Raw genomic sequence first — 24,023 nt, forward strand, 5'->3', positions numbered from 1 at the left:
ATTTAAAGGATAGCTATTAATAAAATACTTCAAAAATAAAGAAGGAGCATAGGCTCCTTCTTTATTTTTTTCTCCATTTTTTCCACAAATAAAACAATCCAATAGCGCCTGCGATTGTTACAATCCACTTCGCTTCATTTGTTCCGTTCATAACATGATATGCCGAATATACTTCAATCAATAAGGCCGGTATTTTACCTATTGTACTGGCAATACTGAAGGAGAGTAATGACATTTTCCCTAGAGCTGCAAATAAAGTCACGATACTTGATGGGATGAAAGGTATCAATCGAAACGATAGAACGAGTAGAAAGGCCTCTATACCTTCTACATAAAGAAGACGCTCTACCTTTGGGTACTTATTTACTTTATCGTGAGTGAACTTTTGAAGGCCTATGCGATAAATATAAAACGAGATAATAGCCCCTAAGGCCTCACCTGCGATCGAAATGATTGTGCCATTTGTTACACCGAAGAGCTGTATATTAATGGCGGTTAAAAAGATGCTAGGAATAACACCTAAAAGACTAATGATGATGTTAATTAAGATACTAAGTGGAATTGCGATTGAATAGTATTCTGTTAAGAAATTTTGAATCGTTTCAGCCATTGTTTAAAATCCTTTATCTTTTTTTGCATTACACCATATTTCGTTTGTATAGGCAAGGGTAAATTTACATAATGTAGAAAAACGTTGATAAGAAGGGGGCTTTATACCTTATATGGGTATTAGGTATATAAAAATGGGGGTATTTTAAAATATTTTTTAAAACACTATAAAAACCTTTGTATAAAAGAGTTTTATAGTTATGTTATCAGTGTTTTAATCTGGGGAATAATCATAAAATATAGGGGGTATATATTATAAAAGTCGAAAAATAGAGGGTTGATGAAATTGCGCGGGTAAATATGGAAAAATAGATGAAAAAAATGAAAACTGATAGATTTTTTCGTTGTGAAATTGACTTTTAGTGAAGTTGCGATAATAATCATGAAAGAGGTGATATGATGAAACGAATAAGTAGTCTTTTCTTGAGTGGTTTATTGGCACTAATGCTGATCTTAAGTGGATGTGCAGGAAAAGAACAAAAAACAGAGAAACAAACAGGGAATCAATCGACATCAGTAGAAAAAATTAGTGATAATATTTTAGATGAAATGGAAGGGCCACCTAAAAATGGTCATACGATTGAAAGACATGTAGGCAAATCAGAAGAAGATTTGAAGAATCGCTTGAAGACAGATAAAGTATCAGCAGCAAGTACATACTATGACAAGGAAATAGCAACGAAAGCTGTAAAAGATAGTTTGAAGCAGCATGATAAGGAAATTCAAGACTGGTTAAAAAATTCTAAAGAGGCTCGTCTCGTATTAAATACAACACATTCATTCCCGGTTGGAAAAACGGTAATAAAGAAAAATATGAGTTTAAAAGACAAGTTGGTAAAAACTGTTACTGTTTTAGCAAGAGATAAGTCAGGAGAATTAGGGTTTAAGATTATTACTTCTTATCCATCTGATAAATAAGAAGGGGGAGTACATTATGTATACGACATTACAATACTTTCTTAAATCGTACTGTACGTTAAGTATTCATGAGGATGAAATAGTAAGCGTGATGGAAGAGTTTATTGAACAAGAAGACGAAGAAATTGTTTTGAAATTACGTGATGAATTAATAAATATGAAGAAAAAGAACGCGTGGGAAGAGGCGTGTGTATTAGCTGCGAAGCAAGGCAATCGTATGTGGTCTTTAGAAGAAACGAAAGACCATCTTGAAACTTTTTTACTATTACTGCAAAAGAAAAAGGCGTGATATAATCACGCCTTTTTCTTTATGCTATTCGGTGGATATTAGCTATTCTTTTGGAGCGCTTTTATATACGCTTTTTGAAATTTGTCCATTTGATATTACTTCCCCGTTTTGTGTTACTTTTTTATACGTAACCGCTGTGATTTTATCACTAGTCCTACTAATTACTTGAGAAGAAACTTCAACATTTTTACCAGTATTTGTACCGAAAATGCGTGTAGTAATACTACCTCCATTTGAAAATGCTTGAATATAAATATGATTGCCCGTATTATTTTTAAATTTTAAATCTGGACCATAATCTGCTACTGCTGCATCTTGCCCAAGTGGTAAATAATTTACCGGCATAGAATGATTGCTTCGAGAAACAATGCCTAAATCTGCCCTTAAAGCTGCGCTGTATAATGTACTACTGACTTGGCAAACTCCTCCGCCTGCACTTTGTATTACTTTACCTTGTGAATATACTGCTGCAGATTTGTAACCATGTGCAGCATCAGTTACGCCAACGCGGCCGTTAAAACTAAACGTTTCATCAGGTGCGACAATAACCCCACTTAAAGTATTGGCTGACTTATTTACGTTAAATGATTGATTTCCGTTACGGCCGGCCATTGGAGTAGAATATTCAGCGATGACTTCTTTAATCCCCATTTTCTGTATGTCTTCTGTAGAGCGTTCTGGTTTTATGAATGTGACTGGCAATGTAACATCTGATTTACCGGTAGTAATAGCTTCGTTTGTTAAACCGTTTAGTTTCCCTTTATCAATTTTTTCTCCGTTTTGGCTTTGACTAACATTTACTGTTGAGCCTTCAATACTGAATTCTGCATTAATAGGATTTTTTAATGTTTCATTATATTTATCTTTTATAAAGGTTTCATAAGCTGTTGCATTTAATTGTGGTGTTAATTTATAGTCACGTTTTAATTCACCGTTTTCAGCTTGCTTACGCATTTTGTAACGATTCATTACGTTTCCTTCTTGTTCTTTAAAGATTTTGTCAATAATATCTTTCTCTTTATAATTTATCCCTAAATCTTTCCATGTGTAAGTTTGTTTTTCGTTTTGGAATATGTAGGTAAGGGATTTTTGATCTAATTCAGTTACCTTTTGATTAATAATTGCTTGAATATCTTTCTTATTTTTTCCATCGAGAGAAATACCTTCAAATGTAGTATTCGGTAATGCAGTAGTATCTAATTGATTATTTAATTTGGAGACATATTGATATCCCCCAACACCGCCTACACAAAGTAATATGCCCCCAGCAATTGCAGAACCGATCAGTATTTTACTTAGCTTCATTTATTTCCCCCCAGAAATTTATGTATAAATATATGTATTACATTTTTTGTATAAAAATGATGAAAATAACATTATGTACGTACTAGTATACTATTATTTTCACTGTGTGTGTAATGTTTTCATAAAAAATGTTACACCGCTGTAATAATTGTCACTTCTTGTCACAATGTGTATGAAAAATATGTTGAAAAATATAATAAAAAGGCTGTCTAGAGAAATCTAGCAGCCTTTTTATTATAATTTTTTATGCTCATTTTTATTCGTAACACCGAGATGTTCTTGTAGTTTTGTCGAAATATTATTGACGCTTTTTTCATTTGGAACGTAATAATAAATACCGCCTATATATTTATCTGTACCTTCTACTTGCATTTTTTCCATCTTTAAATTTGAATCCATTGAATTTTTTGTAATTGTCATCATATCATCAAAAGTTAAATTGGTTTTTAAGTCTTTATCGACAGCGTCTAGTAGGCCTCCGATTTTATTAATGGAATTAAGAGATAGTGCCTTTTCAGCAATGGCCTCTAATACAAGCTGTTGGCGTTGACCACGCATATAATCACTATCGATATGACGAGTTCTAGCCAGTGCCAGTGCCTCTTCTCCATTTAAATGTTGACGTCCTTTTTTTAGATGAATTGCATCTGCTTCATCTTTACTATTTTGCTCTGTGAACTCAACTGGAACGTCTACAGTAATACCACCAAGGGAATCAACAATTTTAATAAATGATTTAAAGTTGAATTTTACATAGTAGTCAACTGGAACATCTAAAAAGTTCTCTACCGTATCAATTGTGCTGTCTACACCACCGAATACGTGCGCATGTGTGATTTTATCGTATTTATCACGTGATTTAATGTAGACGCGTGAGTCACGTGGAATGCTTACAAGTTTAACGGATTTATCGTTTTTATTAATTGTTGCAAGTAATAACGCATCTGTTCGAGTTGCTTTTCCATAACCTTTTTCCCTAATATCACTTTCATCAACACCCATAATTAGTACAGAAATGTTGTCGGTCATAGGTTTAACAGCTTTTTCACGTTTACTGGACTTATCTCCTCGACCTAGTTCAGCATAAGCATTATTTAAGACGGACTTTGCTTTACTGTATATATGGAAGGAGTAGCCTCCTGCTCCAAGTGCTACAATTAGTAATGGAATAAGAAGGAACCAAAGTAGGCGTTTTTTCTTTGAGCGTCCTTTTCTGGCTCGCGTATTGTTGTTCGGGTCGGATTTCATCATTTTTTCTCCTTTAAAACTATCGAAGTATATACATTTAGAAGTGTATTCAAACACATAAAAAATATTTTACGCTAAATAAAAGCGATTGTACATGTATAAAAAATAGATGTCTTGATTATTTATCCCGCATTAACGGGCAGTAAAACTCCCACCTCAAAGTCCAGCGAACGCAAGGAAGTTAGGTGGGAGTTAACTGCCCGTAAAAGCCCGATTGGTGAAGGCTAATACTCAGAGGGGGATAGCCCCTCTGAGTAAAGTTTCACTTTATAAGACATCTATTCGTTATTGTATACAAAAGATAGGGATAAGAAAATGATAAAATTTTACCTAATTACAACATAATGCTTACGATAATTGCGGATAAAATGCTAACGAGAGTAGCTCCATATAGTAATTTAAGGCCAAACCTCGCAACAACGTTTCCTTGTTCTTCGTTTAGTCCTTTTACCGCACCTGAAATAATACCAATGGAAGAAAAATTGGCAAAAGACACAAGGAAAACAGAAATAATCCCAACTGTACGGGGAGAAAGGCTATTAGAAATTTTACTAAGGTCCATCATTGCGACAAATTCATTCGTTACAAGCTTCGTTGCCATAATGCTGCCAGCTGCGACAATTTCAGAACTTGGTACACCGATAAGGAATGCGATAGGCGCAAATACATAGCCGATTAATTGTTGGAACGTAATACCGAATATAATGAGGAACAGGTCATTAATACAACTAATTAATGCGACAAATCCGATGAGCATAGCGCCGACAACAATGGCTACACGAAAACCATCAAGAATGTATTCTCCAAGCATTTCAAAAAAGCTTTGTTTTTCACCTTTGATTTCTAAAATATCTTCGTCATCTTTAACGTCGTAAGGGTTAATGATGAGTACGATAATAAAACCGCTAAATAAATTGAGAACGAGTGCAGTTACTACATATTTAGGTTCAATCATTGTCATATAGGCACCTACGATAGACATAGATACGGTTGACATAGCAGAGGCACAAAGTGTATAAAGACGGTGTTTTGGAATTTGAGCTAATTGCTTTTTCACTGTAATAAAAACTTCTGATTGACCGACAATGGCAGAGGCAATAGCATTGTAAGATTCTAATTTCCCAAGACCATTTATTTTACTAAGAAAGTACCCGATCCAATGAATAAAAAATGGTAGTATTTTGAAATGTTGTAATATACCAATTAAAACAGAAATAAAGACGATTGGTAATAATACAGTAAGGAAAAATGGCATTTCACCTTTATTTGCAATACCACCAAATACGAAATTTATTCCATCAGCAGCATACTCGAGTAGCTTTGTAAACAGACTGGAAATGACACGAATAAGTATGAGACCGATTTCTGTATTTAATAATAGGTAGGTTAAAATTAACTGTATAATAAGCATGATGAAAATTGGTTTAAACTTAATATGTTTCTTATTGTTGCTAGCAATATAAGCGAGTAAGAAAACAACAATTAGTCCGACGAAAAAAGTAATGAATTTCATGATAAGCCCCCTAAAAGAGATATTCTGCTATATATGTTTTTCATTTCAAGGGAGAATATGCATCTTTGGTAAAGAAAGGAATAGAGAGAGTATGAATATATGTAGAGTGCATCACGTTGCAATTATTTGTTCGAATTATGAGAGGTCAAAGAATTTTTATACTAGAATATTAGGGTTTAAAGAGATAAATGAAGTATATAGAAAGGAACGAGATTCTTATAAATTAGATTTATGTGTAGGAGAAGAGTATCAAATCGAATTATTTTCATTTCCAAATCCGCCTGAGCGCAAAAGTTGTCCAGAAGCAGCCGGTCTTAGACATTTAGCATTTGCTGTTACAAATATAGAAGAAGCTGTGAAGCATTTAAACCAATGTGGTGTTAAGACAGAACCAATCCGTATTGATGAAATAACGGGGAAGAAATTCGTCTTTTTCCAAGACCCTGATGGTTTACCTTTAGAATTGTATGAGGTTTGAAAATTGGTGGATTTTATATAGAGTTGCTTTCCAATAATTGAAGAAACTAAAGTGAAACTTCTTTTTAAAAGGAGGTGTAACTTTAGCTAAGAGAGCTAAAGAGCATATGTGGATATTTTAAAATTATTGATGGTAGTCATTCTTATTGGGTTAACAGCATTTTTTGTGGCTGTTGAATTTGCAATTATTAAGGTACGTAGCAGTCGTATTGATCAACTCGTTAGTGAAAAAAGACGAGGTGCACTGGCAGCTAAAAAGGTAACTTCAAATTTAGACGAGTATTTATCGGCCTGTCAGCTAGGTATTACAATTACTGCTTTAGGGCTCGGGTGGTTAGGGGAACCAACTATTAAACATTTACTCGAGCCGTTGTTTTTAAAATTACAATTCTCACCTGCAATTTCCAGTACAGTTTCATTTATTATTGCCTTTGCAGTAATTACATTTTTACATGTTGTCATTGGGGAACTTGCTCCAAAGACATTTGCTATACAAAAAGCAGAACAAGTTAGCTTATTGTTATCGAAACCACTTATTTATTTTTACCGAGTTATGTACCCGTTTATTTGGGCTTTAAATGGTTCAGCGAGGGTTGTAACTGGTTTATTCGGATTACATCCAGCTTCTGAACATGAAGTAGCTCATTCAGAAGAAGAATTAAGGTTAATCTTATCTGAGAGCTATGAGAGCGGAGAGATTAACCAAAGGGAATTTAAATATGTAAATAATATTTTTGAATTTGATAATAGAGTAGCAAAAGAAATTATGGTACCTCGTACGGAAGTTGTAGGCTTATATGAGGACGAACCATTTGAAACACATATTAAAGTCATCGCACAAGAAAAGTACACGAGATATCCTGTATTTGGTGAAGATAAAGATGAAATTATTGGGATGGTAAATGTAAAAGATTTATTTATTCGTTATATGGATGGTAATCGGGACGAGGAGTGCTCAATTATGCCATATACAAGGCCAGTTATTGAAGTGCTAGAAAATATTCCAATTCATGATTTACTGTTACAAATGCAAAGAAAACACATTCCATTAGCTGTATTATATGATGAATATGGTGGTACAGCAGGGATTGTTACACTAGAAGATATTTTAGAAGAAATTGTTGGAGAAATTCGAGATGAATACGATGAAGATGAGAATCCACCTATAGAGCATGTAAGTGAAGGATATAAAATCGTAGAGGGAAAAGTGCTTATTAGTGAAGTAAATGATTTGCTTGGCATACATTTAATTGCTGATGATGTAGATACAATTGGTGGCTGGATTATGGTACAAAAACAAATCGTTGCTGAAGGAGATGTTATTGAGAAACACGGTTTTTATTTTAAAGTCCTTGAAAAGGATATGCATCAAATTAAACGAGTGGAAATAAGGAAAGTAGAAGAATGATTTTCTATAAACTTTAATAAAAAGGATATACAGAAAAATAAATGTTTGCGCTTTCAAAAAAGGTGCTATATAGTGAAGGTGGATACTGAAAAATTCTTCTGAATGATACTCGTGTTTTTAGAGGGCGGATTTTTTGGATAAGGATTTAGAATGAAAAAGTATAGGTGATAAAAATGATAGCAACGAAGGATATACGTATAGAAAAAGATTTTTTAGGTGAAAAAGAAGTACCAAGTGCAGCTTATTATGGTGTACAAACATTACGTGCCGTAGAAAACTTCCCAATTACAGGATACCGCATTCATCCATCACTCATTACAGCAATGGCAATTGTGAAAAAAGCAGCGGCACTTGCGAATATAGATACTGGTTATTTAGCTAAAGACATTGGACATGAAATTGCAGAAGCAGCGCAAGAAATTGTTGATGGAAAGTTTCATGATCAATTTATCGTGGATCCTATTCAAGGTGGAGCCGGAACTTCTATTAATATGAATACAAATGAAGTAATTGCGAATAGAGCGTTAGAGCGTATGGGATATGAAAAAGGGGAATATGCGAAAATTAGCCCAAACACTCATGTGAACATGGCCCAATCAACGAACGATGCGTTTCCAACAGGGATTCATATTGCAACTCTTATGATGTTAGAAGAGCTTCTTATTACAATGGAAGAACTTCATTCTGCTTTTCGTAAAAAAGCAAAAGAGTTTGATCATGTTATTAAAATGGGACGCACACATTTACAAGATGCAGTTCCAATTCGCCTTGGACAAGAATTTGAAGCGTATAGCCGAGTGCTTGAGCGTGATATAAAAAGAATTAAACAGTCTCGTCAACATTTATATGAAGTGAATATGGGGGCGACAGCTGTTGGTACAGGATTAAATGCAAATCCTACGTATATTGAACAAGTGGTAAAACATTTAAGAACGTTTAGTGGATTCCCACTTGTTGGTGCAGAGCATTTAGTTGATGCAACGCAAAATACAGATGCATACACAGAAGTATCTGCAGCGCTTAAAGTATGTATGATGAACATGTCTAAAATTGCAAACGATCTTCGTATTATGGCGTCTGGTCCACGTGTTGGGTTAGCTGAAATTCAATTGCCAGCACGTCAGCCAGGTTCATCCATTATGCCAGGAAAAGTAAATCCAGTTATGGCAGAAGTAATTAACCAAGTCGCATTCCAAGTAATCGGAAACGATCATACAATTTGCTTAGCATCAGAAGCAGGACAATTAGAGTTAAACGTAATGGAGCCTGTGCTTGTATTTAATTTAATTCAATCTATAAGCATTATGAATAATGGATTCCGTGTATTCCGTGAATATTGTATTGAAGGAATTACAGCAAATGAAGAATTGCTGAAGCAATATGTTGAGAAAAGTGTTGGAATTATTACAGCAGTTAATCCTCATATTGGTTATGAAGCAGCATCTCGTATTGCACGTGAAGCAATTGAAACAGGAAAATCTGTTAGGGAGTTATGTTTAGAACATGGTGTACTGACAGAAGAGGAATTGGATATTATTTTAGATCCATTCGAAATGACTCACCCTGAAATTGCTGGAGCTTCTTTATTAAAAAATAAAAAAATATAATGTGAAAAACACCGATCCATTTGGATCGGTGTTTTATTTTTAAAAGATATTAAACACAGCGTTTAATTGAAGTAAGCTAATAACAGCTAAGAAGATTAAACTGTATTTCATTGCTGTTTTAAATAGAGCAGATTCTTTACCAACTAGTCCAACTGCGGCACAAGCAACTGCTACAGATTGTGGTGAAACCATTTTTGCCATTGTACCACCTACCACGTTTAAGGCAACGAGTGTAGAAGGAACGATGTTTAATTGGTCTGCTGTTACTGCTTGCAGTGGTGCGAATAAAGAACCACTTGAAACTACTGAACCTGTAATGAATACGCCAATCCATCCTAAGATTGGAGAAAGAATTGGGAATGCATTACCAGTAGATGAGAATGCAAGTCCAAGTGTAGATGACATACCAGAGTAGTTCTCTACGTAAGCTAAAGCGATAACGCTACAAATTGTATATACTGGAGCTTTTAATTCTTTCATTGTTTCAATCATTAATTCTTTAACCATTTTACCTTTTACGCGGTAAACGATAAGTGAAACGATAATTGCTAGTACAATCGCAGTAGTTGTAGAAGAAAATACATCAAATTTGAAAACAGCTGCGAAAGGTGTATCAGCTTTTGTAATTGGTGTAGTTTTCATAACAGCATTATGAAGACCAGGGAACTGAATGTTAAATACTAAGTTTGCTAACGCACCATCTGGAGCAAATAAAGCTTTAATTGGTTTTAAATTAAAGATTGTTACAAATGCAGTTAAGAATACGAATGGAGACCAAGCATATAAAATTTGATTGAATGTATGTGATACTTTAGTTTCTTGTTTTTCTTCTTTAGTAGAAGATTTTGGTTGCCAAACACGTAAGAATAATGCAAGAGCAATCATACTTACAACGGCTGCGAAAATATTAGTAAGTTCTGCACCTAAGAAGTAAGTTACAGCGAATTGAGTAATAGCGAAAGAAACACCACTTACAAGAATACCTTGCCAAGTTTCTTTAATACCTTTAACTCCATCGACCATTGAAACAAGTAAGAAAGGTAAGATAATACTAATGAAAGGTAAAATAAGAACAGTTTGACGACCAATTGTTAATGCGTCAAGTTCAGTTAATTGTGCCGGTACTGTAACTGGAATACCCATAGCACCCATAGCACCACCAGCAATATTAGCTACTAAACAAATACCTGCTGCTTTTAATGGATTAAAGCCCATACCCACAAGTAGTGCAGCTGTAATAGCAACTGGAACCCCTAGACCAGCTGCGCCTTCTAAGAAAGCACCGAAAGAATAAGCAATTAATAATACTTGTAAACGTTGATCATTTGTAATGCTTGAAATACTATCGCGAATAATATTGAACTGCTCTGTTTTAACAGTTAATTTGTAAAGGAAAATTGCGGCGATAACGATAGTACAAATTGGATAAAATCCAGATAAAACACCGAATCCAGCAGATGCTACAGCTACTGTTGCTGGCATTTTATAAACAAATATTGCAAGAATAATAGCGACAATCACACTGTAAAGACCAGCGATATAACTTTTCATTTTCAGTCCCATTAAACAAATGATGAAGCAGAAAATTGGAAGTGCTGCGATTAGTGCAGATAACCAAATATTGTTTAATGGATCATAAATTTGTGTCCAAGTACTCATAATAATGACAACTCCTATCTATTATATGTGAAGAAATTCACATTATTTGTGAAACTATTCACAATCAACTTACATGCTTAGTATATTCTCCTTCAACACTATTGTCAACGTAAAAAAGTATAATTATTCCATAATAGTGTTAAAAGAAAAGCTTTGTTCATAAAGTAGACAAAAAACACACTCAAATGAATTTAAGTGTGCTGTATAAATTATTTGCATATTATTTTGCTTATTCAGATGGCATGTTCCCTATAGGTGTATATTAGATGCCGTCTCTTATCCCGCATTAACGGGCAGTAAGACCCACACCTCAAAATTCAGCGGAAGCAAAGAAGTTAGGTGGGGATCGGGCTGCCAGTAAACGCCCGGTTGGTGAGGGCTGATAATCAGTGGGGATGAACAAAAACCCTACTGATTAAAGTTTGATATATGCACTTATCTGTCCTGTTTGATTTAGTGAGAGAGGAACGGTGAGTGGATTTAATAGGAAGTTTTTCACAACAATTCAACCGCTTGCAATACGAATAAAAAATAAGAAACAAATTTTTAATACCATATCATCTCTTTTTACTGAAAATTCCTTTTAGCGTAACAAAGAGGTTAAGTATAGTTCAACTACATTACGATAGGTTATCAATTATAGACGATATTTTACAATACCGTTACTGTGCATTTCAATGAGGTGAAAATATAACAAAAAGCCTGATAAAACAACGTTTGTAAGCAAAGTATTCGTAGGCCATTATTTTGCTTTTTCGTTATATCATATAGTATAATATTCAAAATCAGCAAGGATTTTTTCCTGAATTTTTGCTGATGAAGATGGAAAAAATTTTCGGCTTTATAGGTTGATAAAGTTATGTCGTAACAGGAAATATAAGAACAGATATATAAATAAATAAAAAGAACATAAAAACGCAAATAAAAACGAAAATGAGGGGAACTTTATGAACCAAAATCAATTCGAATGTCGTATTTCAGAAGAAGATGTACAAATGTTAAGAGCGTTAGCTCACCCACTTCGCCTACGTCTAGTAATGGAACTTATGCAAAGAGGAACATGTAATGTAACACAACTACAGGAAGTGTTAGAAATTCCGCAATCAACGGTTTCACAACATTTAACGAAGTTAAAGCAAAATAAAGTAGTGCGCTTTGAAAGACGAGGATTAGAAGTGTATTATCAAATCCATAATGATAAAGTAAGTGCGGTAGTAAAAACATTATTTTCTTAAAATTTGAATATTATGGAAAAAGACGTGTAGAATATACGTCTTTTTTTATTTGTCAGAAAGGTAGCGAGAGAGTAAATATTAGCATGTGAGGTAGAAATGACTATTAATCAATATGCTGCCTTACCGAATATATTCTAAAAGGAAAAGAAAAAATAGAAAGGAGTGTAGTAAGCAAAAGGAGGGATAGTAGTATGGATGTGAAACGTGTGAAACAAATCTTATCTTCTTCAAGTAGAATTGACGTTACATATGAGGGCGTACCAGTATGGATTGAGAGCTGTGATGAGCAGAAGGGGAGTGCTCAAGTGTATGATGTATCTAATCCTGGTGAGAGCGTTCATGTGGACGTGACAGCTTTAGAGGAGAAATAATAAAAAAGACGCTTCTAATTTTAGAAGCGTCTTTTTGTTATTCCATCATATGTGCAATTTTCTTAGAGAACATAAGAAGTACTAATCCCAGTACAATTACGATAATACCGATGCTTGCGAATACTTCTAAATATCCTAAAGATTGAGTGAAAGCGGCTAATTGTCCTGCTAATAAGTTTGCGAAGCCAGTACCAGCTAACCATACACCCATTAATAATGATGCTAGTTTAACAGGAGCGATTGCACTTACCATAGATAATCCGATTGGTGATAAGAATAACTCACCGATTGTGTGGAACATGTAAGTGAATACAATGAATAGTAAGTTTGCTTTCATTGTAATGTTACCTTCATCGCTACCAGTTTTTAAAACAGCTAAAGTTAGAACTAAATATCCAATCCCTAGTAAAATCATACCTAATGCCATTTTTGTTGGGATTTTCAAATCACCATTTTTTGTTTTTGAAAGCTTAATCCATAACGCAGAAACAGGTAATGCTAGTAAGATAATGAATAGTGGGTTTACAGATTGGAACCAAGGTGTTGGAATTGTAAATCCACCAATTGTACGATCTACGAACTTATCTGTGTAAAGTGTTAAAGAGCTACCAGCTTGTTCAAATCCTGCCCAGAAGAATACAACGAAACAAGTTAAAATTAAAATTGCAACAGTACGTTTTTTCTCTTGTGGTGTTAAAGGTTTTTTCTCAACAGCTTTTGCATTTTGTTCTTTAGATTTTTTACCCACAACTGTTGTTCCAGCTGATCCTAAGTAACGAGGTGCTAATAAGTTAAATGCAATTTGTCCAATAATCATACCGATACAAGCTGTTAAGAAACCGTATCTATAATCTGCGAAGTAACCGCAAATGAATGGAGCGATAAGAGCTCCTAAGTTAATCCCCATGTAGAAGATAGTGAAGGCACTATCACGACGAGAATCGTTGTCACTATATAATTGACCTAATAAAGTCGAAATATTCGGTTTGAAGAATCCGTTACCGATAACTAATAATCCTAATCCTAAAAATAGTCCAGTTTTCGTATTCATTGAAAATAGTACGAAGTTACCAATTGCCATGATGATACCACCAATAGTAATGGCATGTCGCTTCGTAATGAAATGGTCAGTTAACCAACCACCAATAATAGGTGTGAAATATACAAGCATTGTGAAAATACCGTAAATTTGAACTGCAACTGCTTTATCAAATCCTAAACCGCCGCTTACTAAGCTCGTTGTTAAATAAAGAACTAATAAGCCACGCATTCCGTAATAACTAAATCTTTCCCATGCCTCTGTAAAGAACAACAAGTATAACCCTGGTGGATGTTTTTTTGGTGATTGTTGCTCTCCAGCTTTGTCTAATTTTAAAGCTGCATCCATGTTTGTTTCCCCCTAATCCTGTATAACGGATATTTATGTAATCATTTTAATTTACAAAATATTTAGAAGTCAATAGAATTATATGGAAATAGAAAGAAAATTTCTGAAAAAGTTCTATTTTTCTTCGACCGTTACTGTATTTTGCCCTGAAAACAAGATGATAAGCGTTTTCAAATGTAATAATTGAATTCTAAAAGAAAATAAAATAGTGATTAATCAGAAAATTTAGATTAAAATATTTATTCTGATATAAAGAAAATATATTCTATTTACTTTCTCAATATAACATATTGGGAATAAAAATACAAAACGAAATAATGTGACATTTAAGTGAATTGAAAAATAACCAGCTCCATAGAAGGGAGCTGGTTAAGGAAATATTATTTAACAAAGCGTTTTTCGATGTCATCTAATAGTAGGTTAGCGGCCATTACGCCACCAGCTGTATTCCAAATAACGTCATCAACTTTGTATGCTTTACCATTTTTTACTGCATTTAAATTTTTAAATAGCGGATCATTAATATATTCTTTTTCTAATTCAGATCCTTTTTTCTCATTTCCTTTATCGAATGTGAAGTAGAATAATACGTCACCATCCATTGCAGAAATACGCTCTTTAGATACGTTACGCTCTGCAAAATCATCTTTGTTTTGATCTCCAGGACGTTTAAATCCAAGTTCTTTTAAAATAACACCAGAGAATGTATCACCATGATAAATACGAACATCACCAGGCATGAAACGAACCATAGAGATTTCTTGATTTACTTTATCGCCAAGTTTGCCTTTTAAATCTTTCATACGTGATTCGTAATCAGCTACAACTTTTTGACCTTCTTTTTCTTTATTTAATGCTTTTGCATAAAATTTGAAGTTATCTTTCCATTCACCACGTAATGTTTCTGAGAACACAGTAGGTGCAATTGCTTTTAGTTGTTCGTATACTTTTTCGTGACGCATTTTGTTACCGATAATTAAGTCTGGTTTTAAAGAAGCAATTGTTTCAACGTTAACTTGTCCTTCATCACCAACAACTTTTACATCTTTCATTTTATCCTTAATATGTGGATACCATGGGTCACCAGTCCAAGACTTTACAGCACCAACTGGTTTCACACCTAATTCAAGTAAAGCTTCAGTTCCTTCATTTGTTAAGATAACTACACGTTTTGGATTAGCAGGAACTTCTGTTTTACCCATTGCATGTTCTACAGTAACCACTTCTTTTTTATTATCTTCTTTTGTAGATTCTTCTTTGTTACTTGATTTTCCACAAGCGCTTAAAAGCATTGAAAATGCTAGTAAAAATACAAATACTGTAAACGATTTCTTCCGCATGAAATTCATTATGTACCCCCTAAATGTTGAGAATATTTTTCAATAGCAAGCATGATATTAAGCCTTTATCTTTTAATTGTCAATATATATGGGTGAAAATAATTCTCATTTCCGTTGACAATAAGAATTAAGTTGAAATACACTAACAACGTATCATTATACATTGAAGGGGAAACGCTGCATGTTATTAAAAACAAATCGAGCAAAAGGGATTGGATTATTTGTTGGAATCATTGCAGTCGTTATTTGTATTTGGGGAAGTATTATTTTCGGATATACAAATACGAGTTGGAAACTAGCATTGGATGCTTTTTTCCATTTTAACGGTTCCAATGAACATATTATTATTCAAAATGTACGTCTGCCTAGGGCGTTAATTGCAGCTAGTGTTGGTGCTAGTTTAGCCATTGCTGGTTGTCTTATGCAAACTTTAACTAAGAATCCACTTGCTTCTCCAGATTTTATTGGATTAAATTCAGGTGCTGCGTTCTTCATAGTTGTAGCAATTGTAATCTTTTCAGTAACATCATTATCAGCTTTCACATGGATCGCCTTTTTAGGAGCGGCGGTTGCAGCTGTACTTGTATTTGCTTCTAGTTCTTTAGGAAAAGAAGGGACTACTCCTCTTAAGTTAACGTTAGCAGGGGTCGCAATTAGTGCGTTATTTTCATCATTAACACAAGGATTACTTGTGTTAAATGAAAAAGCACTTGAAGAGGTATTATTTTGGCTTGCTGGATCTGTGCAAGGGCGAAAGTTAGAAATTTTACAATCTGTATTCCCATATTTATTAATAGGATGGATTGCATCTCTTATTATGGCAGGAAAAGTAAATACATTGATGATGGGAGAAGACGTCGCGAAAGGACTTGGACAACGAACAATTTTAATGAAATCATTCGTGTTACTTATTATTGTACTGTTGTCTGGTGGTTCAGTTGCGGTTGCTGGCCCAATTGGATTTATTGGGATTATTACTCCGCATTTTGCTAGATTTCTTGTTGGAGTTGACCACAGATGGAGAGTGCCTTATAGCGGATTGTTAGGTGCAATACTACTAATATTGGCTGATATAGCAGCAAGATATGTCATTATGCCACAAGAAGTACCAGTAGGAGTTATGACAGCATTTATTGGAGCACCGTTCTTTATTTATATTGCACGTAAGAGAGGGCTTAGCAAATGAAGAAATATATTCCGTTTCGTATAGGAAAAGGCGAGCTCTCGTTTTTAATGTATAAACGAGCTTGTCTCGTCTTGTTAAGTTTACTACTTGTTTTAATAGGATTATTCTTTGCGAGCGCAGGTATGGGAGACATGAAAATTGCTCCTTATGACGTATGGCAAGCAATTACCGGAAATGGCGATGCGATGTCAAACATGGTTGTAAATAAGTTTCGTATGCCGCGTATTTTAATTGCTATCCTCGTAGGAATTGCGCTCGCGGTAGCGGGCTGTATTTTACAAGGGCTTGTTCGAAATCCACTTGCTTCTCCTGATATCATCGGGATTACGGGCGGGGCAAGTGTTGCAGTTGTATTATTTTTAGCGCTATTTAGTGATAAAAATAATGCACTAACGGTAAGTATTCATTATATGCCGCTCGCAGCTTTTGCAGGAGCAACGATTGTAGCGGTTTTTGTATACTTATTTGCATGGCAAAATGATGGATTATCACCAATTAGTCTCGTTTTAATTGGTGTTGGATTCTGGGCATTAACGAAGGCTGCGACAACATTATTTATGTTGCTAGCACCAATTTATCAAGCGAGCCAAGCAAATGTATGGATTACGGGTACCGTTTACGGCTCTTCTTGGCAAAATGTTATGGTACTTGCGCCTTGGGTTCTCATTTTAACAGTAATATCATTTATCGCAGCTAGGCATTTAAATGCACAAGAGCTAGGGGATGATATAGCGGTAGGACTTGGGGTTCCTTTAACGAAGTCGCGTGTATTTATGCTATTACTTAGTACAGCTTTAATTGGTGGTGCGGTAGCTTTTGCCGGAGGGATTGGATTTGTCGGTTTAATGGCACCTCATATTTCACGAAGATTGGTTGGTTCTTTATACGGTGCATTACTCCCAGTTGCAGCTATTGTCGGTGCAATTCTAGTACTTGCTGCAGATTTAATAGGGCGTACAATTTTCACGCCACTTGAAATTCCAGCAGGGGTATTTACATCAGCAATTGGTGCACCTTATTTTATTTATTTACTTTATAAAAGTCGGAATTCATAAAGGGAGATGAATATGCAAAAAGCATTGGAGACGAAACGCTTGACGTTGTCTTATGGTGAAACAAGTATTATTGATGAGTTGAATTTAGAAATTCCAAAAGGCGAAATTACAATCTTTATCGGCTCTAACGGTTGCGGGAAATCAACTTTATTACGTTCACTAGCTAGATTATTAAAACCAACAACTGGTGATATTTTGTTAGATAATCAAGCCATTCAAAGTATGCAAACGAAGCAAATCGCTCGTCAAATGGCGATTTTACCGCAAGGACCACAAGCACCAGAAGGACTTACAGTATTACAACTTGTAAAGCAAGGGCGTTATCCATACCAAACATGGCTGAAGCAATGGTCAGAAAAAGACGAGGAAATGGTACAGAAAGCACTTGCAGCGACAGGTATGACAGAATTTGCTGAGCGTGATGTGCATGCTCTTTCAGGTGGGCAACGTCAACGTGCTTGGATCGCAATGACACTTGCACAAGATACAGATATCATTTTACTGGATGAGCCCACTACATACTTAGATATGACTCACCAAATTGAAGTGCTGGATTTATTATTCGAATTAAATGAAACAGAACAAAGAACAATTGTTATGGTATTACATGATCTAAATTTAGCATGCCGCTATGCAGATAACATTGTAGCAATTCAAGATAAACAAATATATGCACAAGGTAAACCTGAAGAAGTGGTAGATGAGAAACTAGTACGTGATGTATTCCGAATGGAGTGTCAAATTAGTACGGATCCGTTGTTTGGAACACCGCTTTGTATCCCGCATGGAAGAGGAAGACGTGTAGTTAAAGAAGTTGCTCAGGCGATAAGATAAAAAAACGATGAGTGATTCATCGTTTTTTTTTTTATTTGGTACAAGAAAATAAGAGGAAGAGAGGAATTCGTAAGCGACGTTTATACTCTTCTTCATTTTGAAAATAGATTGGATTTGGTGTAGCTTCTTTTAATGATGTAATGGTAAATCCAGCTTGCTGTAATAATGTGAAATACTCTTCCGTTGTACGATGATATTTAATAACTTCTTGGTCAATCCATGGTTCAACCCGTTTGCCTAGTTTAAAATAATCATCGACGAGCCAACTCGTTCTTTTACCACTTGTTTGTAAGCTTTCAAATGAAGAAGTAATAACGGGATGTTGAACGCTAAAGGTAAAGGTGCCATTTGTTTTTAAAGTTTGAAACACATTTTGAAAAATGGTATCAAGATGTTCAATATAATGTAAGGCGAGTCTAGATGTTACTAAATCAAAAGTGGAAGAGGGATAGGTATAATCTTTGAGGTTTAAAAAATGAACAGATCCATTTTTATTTTCTAGTTGATTTTTAGCTTTTTCATACATAAGTTCGGAGCCTTCAATGCCAGTGTAAGAGTAGCATCCCTTTTCTAATAATTCCGCACCAAACTTAGCGTCACCACAGCCTAAATCGAGAATTTGTTTTCCTTGCACATGACCAATGAGCTGAAAGAATACTGGTTTTTCAATGGATTCATTTGGGCTATTTTCTCGGTATCTTCGTTTCATATATTGTTCGAAAAATGCTGTGTTATTGTATACATCAGATTCTGTAAATGCCATGTTTGAAACCTCCCAAAATATTTTTTTAATTCTATCAAATATGAAAAGTAAATGATAGATTTATTATAATGAATCATATATAATCTAAAATTGTAAGCGGTTACTTTAAACTATTTTTCTATAATAAATTCTGAAAACGTGTTAAGCTAGTAGAGGGATTATTAGAACTATTAAGACAATAATCTGCTTACATGAACGATGGGAGGCTTCACGATGTCTAGTAAAACACTTGCAAAATTTTTAGAAGAAAATTTAGAGGATTTAAAATCAAAGGGGCTTTATAACGTAATTGATCCGCTTGAGAGTTCAAATGGACCAATCATTACAATTGGCGGAAAAGAATATATTAACTTATCTTCAAACAACTATCTTGGATTAGCAACAGATAGCCGTTTGCAAGAAGCAGCAATTGGTGCAATTCATAAGTACGGTGTTGGGGCAGGAGCTGTTCGTACAATTAACGGTACTTTAGATTTGCATATTAAATTAGAAGAGACAATTGCAAAGTTTAAACATACAGAAGCGGCAATTGCTTACCAATCAGGATTTAACTGTAATATGGCAGCGATTTCAGCTGTTATGGATAAAAATGATGCAATTCTTTCAGACGAATTAAACCATGCTTCTATTATTGATGGTAGTCGTCTATCAAAGGCAAAAATTATTGTTTATAAACATTCTGATATGGAAGATTTACGCCAAAAAGCAATCGCGGCGAAAGAATCGGGTCTTTACAATAAATTAATGGTAATTACAGACGGTGTCTTCTCAATGGATGGAGATGTTGCAAAACTACCAGAAATTGTTGAGATTGCAGAAGAATTAGATTTAATGACATATGTAGACGATGCACACGGTTCAGGTGTACTTGGAAAAGGTGCAGGAACTGTAAAGCACTTCGGTCTATCTGATAAAGTTGATTTCCAAATTGGTACATTATCAAAAGCAATTGGGGTAATTGGTGGATATGTAGCAGGGAAACAAAACTTAATTGACTGGTTAAAAGTTCGTTCACGTCCATTCTTATTCTCTACAGCATTAACACCAGCTGATGCAGCAGCTTGCATGAGATCAATTGAAATCTTAATGGAAAGCACAGAGTTACATGATCGTTTATGGGAAAATGGCCGCTACTTAAAACAAGGATTAAAAGAACTTGGCTTTAACATTGGGGAAAGTGAAACGCCAATTACACCTTGTATTATTGGGGACGAAGTGTTAACACAAGAATTTAGTAAGCGTCTAAATGAAGAAGGTGTATACGCAAAATCTATTGTGTTCCCAACTGTAGCAAAAGGAAAAGGTCGTGTTCGTAATATGCCTACAGCAGCTCATACGAAAGAAATGTTAGATGAAGCAATTCGTAAGTATGAAAAAGTAGGAAAAGAAATGGGCATCATTTAAGTAAGGGCATCTTTTGGATAGCTTGCAAATGAGGAGTGGGGAAAATGAAAAAAATTCTAGTAACCGGTTCTTTAGGGCAAATTGGTTCTGAACTAGTAATGAAACTTCGTGATGTATACGGCGCATCAAATGTTATTGCAACAGATATTCGTGAAACAGATAGTGAAGTAGTAAAGTCTGGTCCGTTTGAAACGTTAGATGTAACAGATGGACAAAAATTACATGATATTGCAAAGCATAATGAAGTAGATACAATTATTCATTTAGCAGCTTTACTTTCAGCAACAGCAGAAAAAAATCCGTTATTCGCATGGAACTTAAATATGGGCGGACTTGTAAATGCATTAGAAGCAGCTCGTGAATTAAACTGTAAGTTCTTCACGCCAAGTTCGATCGGTGCATTCGGTCCATCGACGCCAAAAGATAATACACCGCAAGATACAATTCAGCGTCCTACTACGATGTATGGGGTAAACAAAGTAGCAGGAGAATTACTATGTGATTATTATCATCAAAAGTTTGGCGTAGATACGCGCGGTGTCCGTTTCCCAGGTTTAATTTCTTACGTAGCTCCTCCAGGAGGCGGAACGACTGATTATGCAGTTGAAATTTATTATGAGGCGATTAAAAAAGGTGCATACACCTCATACATTGCTGAAGGAACGTACATGGACATGATGTATATGCCTGATGCTTTACAAGCGATCATTTCATTAATGGAAGCTGATCCAAGTAAGCTAGTGCATAGAAATGCATTTAACATTACGGCAATGAGTTTTGAGCCAGAGCAAATTGCAGCATCAATTCGTAAACACATTCCGACGTTTACAATGGATTATGCAGTAGATTCAGCTCGTCAAACAATCGCTGATAGTTGGCCAAACTCTATTGACGCAACTGCAGCAATGAAAGAGTGGGGCTTTAAAGCAGAATACGATTTAGACAAAATGACAACGGACATGTTGGCTAAGTTAAAAAAAAAGCTCACAGCTGAGTTAGTGATGAATTAATAGGAAGAGTCGATTCTTAGGAATCGGCTCTTCATTATTTTTGGGAGGAGAGAAGTCTTATGCAAAGAGTAGATGTCGTATACGCACTAATACATGACGAGGAAACAGATAAAATATTAATGGTACATAATGCAGAACAAAACGTTTGGTCATTGCCAGGTGGGGCTGTGGAAAAAGGTGAAATATTAGAGGAAGCACTAATAAGAGAAGTGAAAGAAGAGACAGGTTTAATTGCTACGTTAGGTGGACTTGTTGCGATCAATGAAAAATTCTTTGAGGAATCAGGGAATCATGCACTATTTTTTACATTCCGAGCGAATGTAGTAAAAGGTGAACTTATTGCGGAAGATGAAGGTGAAATTTCTGCAATAGAGTGGGTGGATCGAACAATTGCGAATGAGCGCTTCCCATACTATGACGGAGGATTTGAATCCTTATTAGAAGTAGCCATTCCATATAAGTTTCAACCAGAAACAAAGTAATTGAATGAAAAAACAGGAGCCACAAGGCTCCTATCTTCTATTCAATCGTCTTCAGTAATAATTTTTTCAGTAATGGTTTAATCTTCAATCGTAAATCTTCAGCATGATTTGCAACTAAGAAGTGATGGTTATAAATGTTCTTCATCAATTGATAAGTTGCTTCTTTTGCCTCGCCTTCTTCGATGAAGATACCGATTACTTCCATGCCACTTTTACGCGCGAGTTTAACAGCTTCATGCGTATCTAAAATTCCATCTTGTTGATAGTCTAGCGCAGAAGGCTCACCATCTGTGAAGACTAGTAAGAATTTATGTTTCTCAGGTCTTTTTGCAAGCTTTTCAGAAACGATACGAATAATATATCCGTCGCGGTTATCTTCTTCTTCACGAAGTTGCATAATTTCCGGACCAACGTTTGGTAACGTTGAGTTTTTATAATTTACAACTTCATGGATAACGTTCGGCTTATCTTCAGGTTTAGCGCTAGAGGCATCTTCCCAAAATCCGCTAATAGCGTGCGGGATTTTTAAAGATTTTAAAGCTTCATGGAATAGTACAACACTCTTCTTCGTCTCTTCCATTTTGTTATACATAGAACCAGAACAGTCAACTAACAGTTGGAATGCAACATCGAGTTCTTGTGACTCTTGTCCTTTTTTATAAAACATACGCGGTTGTTTTTCGGTATAAATACGAAGGAATTTTTTGCGAAGCCTTCCGTAATATTTATCACTATTCGCATTCGTTTTATTTTCAATCGTTTTTTCGATAATTTTCTTTAATTCTTTTACATCTTTATTGACGACTGATTTGATAGCTTGGTAATCTTTTTTCTCATCGATATTTGCTTTGCGAGCTTCTTTAAATGTATGAGAAGCACCTACATTATACTTACCGTATGCACCGTCGTGCTGGCTAGAAGCGTGTGAAGCTCTTGCTTCTTCTGTATCAGCGCCATCAAAGTTGGATTGTGTACTTTTTTGAGAAGTACCTTGTACAGAACCAAGTGCTTGGTCGCCATCTTCTGATTCACGAGCAGTATCGCCCATCATGTTTGTTTTTGTTCCGCTTTCTAATTCAAAGCGTAAAAAGTTCTCGTTTTCGTTATTTTTATTTTCACGATGCCATGTGGAGAAACTTTCATCCATTTTGTTTTTATTTTCATCGTCATCTATAAGCTGTGTATCATCATTTGCTAAATCTTCGACGCGACAGTTCTTTTCGTCTGCAAGAACAGATAAGTAAAGTGGAGCATGTCCGAAATAGTTGTTAAGCATATCACTTTCAAGAAGCGCCTCTAAGCGATAGCGAATTTTCTCAACGACATACATAATATCTTCTGTATTACGTGCTTGGAATGTTTCATGTAAAATCGCTTCAATTTGCTCAAAATATTCATTATTAAACATTTCATATTTATCGCTCGTTAATGAAAGATAGCATAGGCAAAACAAACGATCACCGTGATAATTACGAACGCGGTTTATTTCATTTTGAGAGCCGAAATAATTGCGGTACATTTCTTTTCGGCGTTTAAAAATATGCTTCGTGCCAGGACGTAAGTTCTTTACGATTTCCTCAACGCGTAAATCTTCTAATAGAACAAATAATTGTGTTAAAAACTTTTTTAGGGGCGATTCTTGCAATTCAATCGCATAAGAACGAATTAAAGTCATGTCCGAGTAATGTTTATTACCAAGTGCTTTTAAGAACACTTCGCTTTTTAATCCGATTACTGTATCTTCTTCTTTTCGATCATCCCAAAAGTGACTAATGACAACTTTCTTTTCAATTTCGTCGTAGTATGCTTTATAGCCATATTCAAGATAGGCATCGTCTTCTTTTAGAAGGGCATACATTAAGTTTTCCATTTGTAGAAACAGCGACGCATCAATTTTTTTGTCACTAAAAATTTGTCTCATAA

General features: G+C 35.1%; 22 protein-coding genes. 13 read left to right on the forward strand and 9 right to left on the reverse strand.

Features of this window, described 5'->3' with window-relative positions; genetic code table 11:
* Positions 1-61: 61 nt before the first annotated feature.
* A complete protein-coding gene (locus tag AC0ONG_RS01615) occupies positions 62-610 on the reverse strand; it encodes a TVP38/TMEM64 family protein (protein ID WP_000852229.1) in 549 nt (182 codons plus the stop codon).
* 398 nt (positions 611-1,008) lie between these two features.
* On the opposite strand from AC0ONG_RS01615, the gene AC0ONG_RS01620 reads away from it, so the two are divergent.
* Together AC0ONG_RS01620 and AC0ONG_RS01625 are read left to right on the forward strand one after the other, a co-directional pair.
* Entirely contained in the window at positions 1,009-1,527 is a 519-nt protein-coding gene (locus tag AC0ONG_RS01620; RefSeq protein ID WP_000822702.1) for an RNase A-like domain-containing lipoprotein, read from the forward strand.
* 16 nt (positions 1,528-1,543) lie between these two features.
* Positions 1,544-1,816 (forward strand): hypothetical protein, encoded by a 273-nt coding sequence (locus AC0ONG_RS01625; protein ID WP_000288803.1) that lies wholly within the window; start codon positions 1,544-1,546, stop codon positions 1,814-1,816.
* Between the two features lie 42 nt (positions 1,817-1,858).
* On the opposite strand, the gene AC0ONG_RS01630 is transcribed toward AC0ONG_RS01625, so the two are convergent.
* The 3 genes from AC0ONG_RS01630 to AC0ONG_RS01640 all read right to left on the reverse strand — a co-directional run bounded on the left by AC0ONG_RS01630 (position 1,859) and on the right by AC0ONG_RS01640 (position 5,882).
* Positions 1,859-3,121, reverse strand: a complete 1,263-nt coding sequence (locus AC0ONG_RS01630) for a VanW family protein (RefSeq protein WP_000777359.1) — start codon at positions 3,119-3,121, stop codon at positions 1,859-1,861.
* Between the two features lie 234 nt (positions 3,122-3,355).
* The gene (locus AC0ONG_RS01635; protein WP_002083775.1) at positions 3,356-4,372 is read right to left on the reverse strand and encodes an LCP family protein; all 1,017 of its coding nucleotides are present in this window, start codon (positions 4,370-4,372) and stop codon (positions 3,356-3,358) included.
* A gap of 331 nt (positions 4,373-4,703) precedes the next feature.
* Entirely contained in the window at positions 4,704-5,882 is a 1,179-nt protein-coding gene (locus AC0ONG_RS01640) for a NupC/NupG family nucleoside CNT transporter (protein ID WP_000668872.1), read from the reverse strand.
* A 91-nt stretch (positions 5,883-5,973) separates the two neighbouring features.
* Here AC0ONG_RS01640 and gloA2 point away from each other — a divergent pair, with 91 nt between their 5' ends.
* The 3 genes from gloA2 (at position 5,974) to aspA (ending at position 9,374) form a co-directional block, all read left to right on the forward strand.
* Complete coding sequence (gene gloA2, locus AC0ONG_RS01645; RefSeq protein ID WP_001017672.1) at positions 5,974-6,360, forward strand: SMU1112c/YaeR family gloxylase I-like metalloprotein; 387 nt, start codon at positions 5,974-5,976, stop codon at positions 6,358-6,360.
* Between the two features lie 108 nt (positions 6,361-6,468).
* Positions 6,469-7,767: a hemolysin family protein gene (locus AC0ONG_RS01650; protein WP_000353320.1), complete on the forward strand. Its 1,299-nt coding sequence runs from the start codon at positions 6,469-6,471 to the stop codon at positions 7,765-7,767.
* A 173-nt stretch (positions 7,768-7,940) separates the two neighbouring features.
* Complete coding sequence (gene aspA, locus AC0ONG_RS01655; RefSeq protein ID WP_000562136.1) at positions 7,941-9,374, forward strand: aspartate ammonia-lyase; 1,434 nt, start codon at positions 7,941-7,943, stop codon at positions 9,372-9,374.
* Between the two features lie 39 nt (positions 9,375-9,413).
* Here the strand turns inward: aspA and AC0ONG_RS01660 are convergent, their stop codons facing one another.
* Positions 9,414-11,033, reverse strand: coding sequence for an L-lactate permease (locus AC0ONG_RS01660; protein WP_000109120.1), 1,620 nt, complete (start codon positions 11,031-11,033; stop codon positions 9,414-9,416).
* Between the two features lie 947 nt (positions 11,034-11,980).
* Here AC0ONG_RS01660 and AC0ONG_RS01665 point away from each other — a divergent pair.
* Both AC0ONG_RS01665 and AC0ONG_RS01670 read left to right on the forward strand, forming a co-directional pair.
* Complete coding sequence (locus AC0ONG_RS01665) at positions 11,981-12,268, forward strand: ArsR/SmtB family transcription factor (RefSeq protein ID WP_001075219.1); 288 nt, start codon at positions 11,981-11,983, stop codon at positions 12,266-12,268.
* Between the two features lie 191 nt (positions 12,269-12,459).
* Positions 12,460-12,639, forward strand: a complete 180-nt coding sequence (locus AC0ONG_RS01670) for an acid-soluble spore protein H (RefSeq protein ID WP_000382679.1) — start codon at positions 12,460-12,462, stop codon at positions 12,637-12,639.
* A gap of 37 nt (positions 12,640-12,676) precedes the next feature.
* On the opposite strand, the gene AC0ONG_RS01675 is transcribed toward AC0ONG_RS01670, so the two are convergent.
* Both AC0ONG_RS01675 and AC0ONG_RS01680 read right to left on the reverse strand, forming a co-directional pair.
* The gene (locus AC0ONG_RS01675) at positions 12,677-14,026 is read right to left on the reverse strand and encodes a peptide MFS transporter (RefSeq protein ID WP_000338303.1); all 1,350 of its coding nucleotides are present in this window, start codon (positions 14,024-14,026) and stop codon (positions 12,677-12,679) included.
* A 380-nt stretch (positions 14,027-14,406) separates the two neighbouring features.
* The gene (locus AC0ONG_RS01680; RefSeq protein WP_001010281.1) at positions 14,407-15,375 is read right to left on the reverse strand and encodes an ABC transporter substrate-binding protein; all 969 of its coding nucleotides are present in this window, start codon (positions 15,373-15,375) and stop codon (positions 14,407-14,409) included.
* 172 nt (positions 15,376-15,547) lie between these two features.
* Between AC0ONG_RS01680 and AC0ONG_RS01685 the strand changes: the two genes are divergently transcribed.
* From AC0ONG_RS01685 to AC0ONG_RS01695, 3 genes are read left to right on the forward strand one after another with little or no spacing between them, the layout of a single operon-like run.
* On the forward strand, positions 15,548-16,552 hold the full coding sequence (locus AC0ONG_RS01685; RefSeq protein ID WP_000925213.1) for a FecCD family ABC transporter permease: 1,005 nt from the start codon (positions 15,548-15,550) through the stop codon (positions 16,550-16,552).
* The gene (locus AC0ONG_RS01690) at positions 16,549-17,607 is read left to right on the forward strand and encodes a FecCD family ABC transporter permease (protein ID WP_000760052.1); all 1,059 of its coding nucleotides are present in this window, start codon (positions 16,549-16,551) and stop codon (positions 17,605-17,607) included. Before AC0ONG_RS01685 ends, AC0ONG_RS01690 begins: the two co-directional genes overlap by 4 nt.
* Positions 17,608-17,619: 12 nt before the next feature.
* On the forward strand, positions 17,620-18,441 hold the full coding sequence (locus tag AC0ONG_RS01695; protein ID WP_001167972.1) for an ABC transporter ATP-binding protein: 822 nt from the start codon (positions 17,620-17,622) through the stop codon (positions 18,439-18,441).
* Positions 18,442-18,472: 31 nt separating this feature from the next.
* Here AC0ONG_RS01695 and AC0ONG_RS01700 read toward each other — a convergent pair whose 3' ends face one another.
* Positions 18,473-19,204 carry a class I SAM-dependent DNA methyltransferase gene (locus AC0ONG_RS01700; RefSeq protein ID WP_000885973.1) on the reverse strand — a complete coding sequence of 244 codons (732 nt, stop codon included), beginning with the start codon at positions 19,202-19,204 and terminating at the stop codon, positions 18,473-18,475.
* 213 nt (positions 19,205-19,417) lie between these two features.
* Between AC0ONG_RS01700 and AC0ONG_RS01705 the strand changes: the two genes are divergently transcribed.
* Genes AC0ONG_RS01705 through AC0ONG_RS01715 form a run of 3 tightly spaced genes read left to right on the forward strand, consistent with a single transcriptional unit; the run spans position 19,418 to position 22,100 of the window.
* Entirely contained in the window at positions 19,418-20,608 is a 1,191-nt protein-coding gene (locus AC0ONG_RS01705; protein ID WP_000095903.1) for a glycine C-acetyltransferase, read from the forward strand.
* A gap of 44 nt (positions 20,609-20,652) precedes the next feature.
* Positions 20,653-21,618 carry an L-threonine 3-dehydrogenase gene (locus tag AC0ONG_RS01710; protein WP_000723120.1) on the forward strand — a complete coding sequence of 322 codons (966 nt, stop codon included), beginning with the start codon at positions 20,653-20,655 and terminating at the stop codon, positions 21,616-21,618.
* A gap of 59 nt (positions 21,619-21,677) precedes the next feature.
* A complete protein-coding gene (locus AC0ONG_RS01715) occupies positions 21,678-22,100 on the forward strand; it encodes an NUDIX hydrolase (RefSeq protein ID WP_001189930.1) in 423 nt (140 codons plus the stop codon).
* A gap of 37 nt (positions 22,101-22,137) precedes the next feature.
* Here the strand turns inward: AC0ONG_RS01715 and AC0ONG_RS01720 are convergent, their stop codons facing one another.
* Positions 22,138-24,021: a vWA domain-containing protein gene (locus AC0ONG_RS01720; RefSeq protein ID WP_001248845.1), complete on the reverse strand. Its 1,884-nt coding sequence runs from the start codon at positions 24,019-24,021 to the stop codon at positions 22,138-22,140.
* Positions 24,022-24,023: the final 2 nt, after the last annotated feature.

Source organism: Bacillus sp. TCT6 (assembly GCF_056033845.1).

Bases quoted from the DNA above. Each gene is read 5' to 3' on its own strand.
- AC0ONG_RS01625 (WP_000288803.1), top strand. From the start codon at position 1,544: ATGTATACGACATTACAATACTTTCTTAAATCGTACTGTACGTTAAGT.
- AC0ONG_RS01710 (WP_000723120.1), top strand. From the start codon at position 20,653: ATGAAAAAAATTCTAGTAACCGGTTCTTTAGGGCAAATTGGTTCTGAA.
- AC0ONG_RS01670 (WP_000382679.1), top strand. From the start codon at position 12,460: ATGGATGTGAAACGTGTGAAACAAATCTTATCTTCTTCAAGTAGAATT.
- AC0ONG_RS01635 (WP_002083775.1), bottom strand. From the start codon at position 4,372: ATGATGAAATCCGACCCGAACAACAATACGCGAGCCAGAAAAGGACGC.
- AC0ONG_RS01630 (WP_000777359.1), bottom strand. From the start codon at position 3,121: ATGAAGCTAAGTAAAATACTGATCGGTTCTGCAATTGCTGGGGGCATA.
- AC0ONG_RS01675 (WP_000338303.1), bottom strand. From the start codon at position 14,026: ATGGATGCAGCTTTAAAATTAGACAAAGCTGGAGAGCAACAATCACCA.
- AC0ONG_RS01660 (WP_000109120.1), bottom strand. From the start codon at position 11,033: ATGAGTACTTGGACACAAATTTATGATCCATTAAACAATATTTGGTTA.
- AC0ONG_RS01620 (WP_000822702.1), top strand. From the start codon at position 1,009: ATGAAACGAATAAGTAGTCTTTTCTTGAGTGGTTTATTGGCACTAATG.
- AC0ONG_RS01705 (WP_000095903.1), top strand. From the start codon at position 19,418: ATGTCTAGTAAAACACTTGCAAAATTTTTAGAAGAAAATTTAGAGGAT.
- gloA2 (WP_001017672.1), top strand. From the start codon at position 5,974: ATGAATATATGTAGAGTGCATCACGTTGCAATTATTTGTTCGAATTAT.
- AC0ONG_RS01700 (WP_000885973.1), bottom strand. From the start codon at position 19,204: ATGGCATTTACAGAATCTGATGTATACAATAACACAGCATTTTTCGAA.
- AC0ONG_RS01715 (WP_001189930.1), top strand. From the start codon at position 21,678: ATGCAAAGAGTAGATGTCGTATACGCACTAATACATGACGAGGAAACA.
- AC0ONG_RS01695 (WP_001167972.1), top strand. From the start codon at position 17,620: ATGCAAAAAGCATTGGAGACGAAACGCTTGACGTTGTCTTATGGTGAA.
- AC0ONG_RS01685 (WP_000925213.1), top strand. From the start codon at position 15,548: ATGTTATTAAAAACAAATCGAGCAAAAGGGATTGGATTATTTGTTGGA.
- AC0ONG_RS01690 (WP_000760052.1), top strand. From the start codon at position 16,549: ATGAAGAAATATATTCCGTTTCGTATAGGAAAAGGCGAGCTCTCGTTT.
- AC0ONG_RS01665 (WP_001075219.1), top strand. From the start codon at position 11,981: ATGAACCAAAATCAATTCGAATGTCGTATTTCAGAAGAAGATGTACAA.
- AC0ONG_RS01640 (WP_000668872.1), bottom strand. From the start codon at position 5,882: ATGAAATTCATTACTTTTTTCGTCGGACTAATTGTTGTTTTCTTACTC.
- AC0ONG_RS01680 (WP_001010281.1), bottom strand. From the start codon at position 15,375: ATGAATTTCATGCGGAAGAAATCGTTTACAGTATTTGTATTTTTACTA.
- aspA (WP_000562136.1), top strand. From the start codon at position 7,941: ATGATAGCAACGAAGGATATACGTATAGAAAAAGATTTTTTAGGTGAA.
- AC0ONG_RS01615 (WP_000852229.1), bottom strand. From the start codon at position 610: ATGGCTGAAACGATTCAAAATTTCTTAACAGAATACTATTCAATCGCA.
- AC0ONG_RS01720 (WP_001248845.1), bottom strand. From the start codon at position 24,021: ATGAGACAAATTTTTAGTGACAAAAAAATTGATGCGTCGCTGTTTCTA.